5 protein-coding genes are annotated in these 2,646 nt (G+C 39.1%); all 5 read right to left on the reverse strand.

Going from position 1 to position 2,646, the window contains the following annotated elements; genetic code table 11:
* Window positions 1-303: 303 nt before the first annotated feature.
* Window positions 304-612 carry a hypothetical protein gene (locus tag AB5903_RS22235; RefSeq protein WP_224263218.1) on the reverse strand — a complete coding sequence of 103 codons (309 nt, stop codon included), beginning with the start codon at window positions 610-612 and terminating at the stop codon, window positions 304-306.
* Between the two features lie 44 nt (window positions 613-656).
* A complete protein-coding gene (locus AB5903_RS22240; protein WP_005868762.1) occupies window positions 657-980 on the reverse strand; it encodes a hypothetical protein in 324 nt (107 codons plus the stop codon).
* 29 nt (window positions 981-1,009) lie between these two features.
* Complete coding sequence (locus AB5903_RS22245) at window positions 1,010-1,573, reverse strand: N-6 DNA methylase (RefSeq protein WP_225990576.1); 564 nt, start codon at window positions 1,571-1,573, stop codon at window positions 1,010-1,012.
* Between the two features lie 177 nt (window positions 1,574-1,750).
* Entirely contained in the window at window positions 1,751-2,014 is a 264-nt protein-coding gene (locus AB5903_RS22250; protein ID WP_005868765.1) for a hypothetical protein, read from the reverse strand.
* A 56-nt stretch (window positions 2,015-2,070) separates the two neighbouring features.
* Window positions 2,071-2,550, reverse strand: coding sequence for an LPD28 domain-containing protein (locus AB5903_RS22255; RefSeq protein WP_005868767.1), 480 nt, complete (start codon window positions 2,548-2,550; stop codon window positions 2,071-2,073).
* Between the last annotated feature and the right edge of the window lie 96 nt (window positions 2,551-2,646).

The following is a 2,646-nucleotide window of genomic DNA, read 5'->3' on the forward strand; positions in this document are numbered from 1 at the left end:
AGGAGGTTGTTTCGGCAATGCCGAAGCTCCGGATGATGACCATTGCAATCCCGCCCACGTTTGGAACTTCTCTTTTCCGGTTTACCCATAATCAGCCGCATAGCGGATGATTACGGGTAAACCGGGAATGAGAACAGTCATTCCGATGAAGGGGAGGGTGGGAAAGAATACTGCGTGAACGCAAATTAATGGGATTACCAGTAACTCCAAGCGTTTTTTGCTACTTTTTTGGGGTGCTTGCCAAAAAGTAGCGGACAGCAAAATACCCTCCCTTCCCTAATCCAAAAGAAGGGAGAATGTGCTTCATTGAAGGTATATAGGTTCCGTTCCCTGATTATAACAATACATAGTGTTATTTCTGAAACCATCAAAGCATATATGAAAATCATCGAAATCCTGTTCCGTGGCCAAACGAACCTTATCACTCAACAAAACCATGCATTGTTTATTGACAGATGTAGCCAAAGAGGTAGTACGTCCCGGCTTTATCTCCAATGCCACCACATAAGAAGTCCTTCGTGGATAGATATACCCAATAATTTCCTCATTGAGTACAACCAAACGAATAACATCTTCATTCAAAACGGGAATATTATTAATTTTGCCCATCATTGTTATAATATAAATCAGTTTATAATCATTAAAATACAATATCATTACAAATGATACCTATAATTTTTATAGGTAAACTTTTCCACCGAGACCACCTCATAAAGATAGTCTTCATGGCAAGAAGCCATTATACAGTTCTCACATTCAAGAATAGGATTTATAACTACACGGAATTTAATAGTGCCGTCCACCAGAACAAACTCCACCCGATTAAAGAACCCTTGTAGAGAATGCCCTTCCTTATCCATCAGACGCACTACTTCACCTGTAAAAACAGCCAATTCCTTAGCCTGCCATTTCGCTTTACGCAAACAACTGTTCGCCGCTTTGACGTTCTCATTCACCTCTTTTGTTCTTATTGCTTTCATACCAAAATCCTTTTTACATATTTATCTTGTCAAAAATCAAAAGTCAGCTGCGTAGCCCTTGCGTTGCTCTGAATCGACCTCTTCAATTCAGAATTATCCTCCATTGCATTTTCAAGTTTCCTAATAAAAGAAGTGTCACCTGCTTCCGTTATCTTTAAAATAGGCAACCATACTCCGGCTATCAGCTGTAAATCTATATGATAACTTCTCCAATGCTGCATTGTCAATGTATTCATCCATGCGACTTCACCGGGTACGCTATTCATCATCAGATTGACAACGGTCATCTTTACACAAATCAAATCTATATCCGAGCCATAACAAAAAAGCCTTCCTCCATCATTCTCTTCCGCACATTTTTTTACAGCGGAAAGTAGCATCCTGCCGGAACCACAGCACGAATCACAGACCGACTGTTTAGGTTTCAGCCTATTTCCCCCCATACATGCCATCAAATCAGCAACGTGTATCGGGGTAAAGAACTGTCCGTTATTCCCATGACTGACACACTCCATGAACATATCTCCCAAGACATCGCAAAATCCTTCCGAATATTCAGACACCCTATAAAACATTTGAACAAAAAGTTCCATTTCATATGGCTTATATCTTTTTTCCACTCTACGATAATCCTCCGCCAACATCCCGACAGACAAATAGTAAAGACAAACATCCAAAAAATCCCGAAAGGCTTCTTCATATCCCCGACTGAAAGCAAGCTTTTCATAAAGTTTCATTATCTCCTTTGGTATCATACTTTTCTGACTTCATTATTCACAACATTCTATATTCCTTGTGCCATAGATTTTATCAAAAGCCGCTTTTATCTCCGAGCGATATTTACAGTCCTTCTCAAAACAAAGTTGTTTTGTCCAAAAATCGAAATCAAAACCATCGGTATTATCAATCGTTACAGAAACATAATCAGTCATACCACTCTGACATACAACCGTATGCCGATTTACACAAAAGTGGTCATTTAAAGCAGTTTCTTTTCGGGTAATGCGTTCTACCATCTTATCTATCCACTTCATACTTATAATATTTTATGTAATTGCCCCATTCCAAGAGGCAGTTACGGTTATACTCATTAAAAATCGTTCTCGTTCAAAAACAGCACATCGCCTTTCATCACCATCCAATTAATCTCACTCAGATGATAGCCACAATGCCCACTCAAAAAAATCTCAATCTCTTCAGTGGTCTGCAATCTCCTGTCTGGGCTTATCACCGCAACATTACCGGAATTACAATCCAATACAGCCAGTTTCTCATAAGCCCACTCACCAAACTGGCAGAACTCGATAAAATTGGTATAGGTTATCCGTATGCTATTGTTTGCATCAAATTCAAGGGGTGACTTTGTAATGAATGAACCTGCATGATTCACCACCACAGAGGGGCTAATCTCTGCCAATGAAGATAAGCTGTCATCCCATCTAATCTCATAAAGGAAAAATCCTTTTGGCAATGAATTGCGGTCTATACGATAACTGGAAAAAAGACCGTCTATCGTTTCATTAATAACTAACTGTTCATAATCTCCTTCTAAATAGTGTACTCGTGACATAACTCGTTGTTTTTTGGGATTGTTAAACTTCTAATTTTATGCTTCAGCTAGATTTAAAGACCTTTTTTTAAAACCCCTTTCCGGGATGGCCTTTTC

The organism is Bacteroides sp. 2201st1_D9_2201SCRN_220225 (genome assembly GCF_040928965.1).
Classification (GTDB): Bacteria; Bacteroidota; Bacteroidia; order Bacteroidales; family Bacteroidaceae; genus Bacteroides; species Bacteroides stercoris.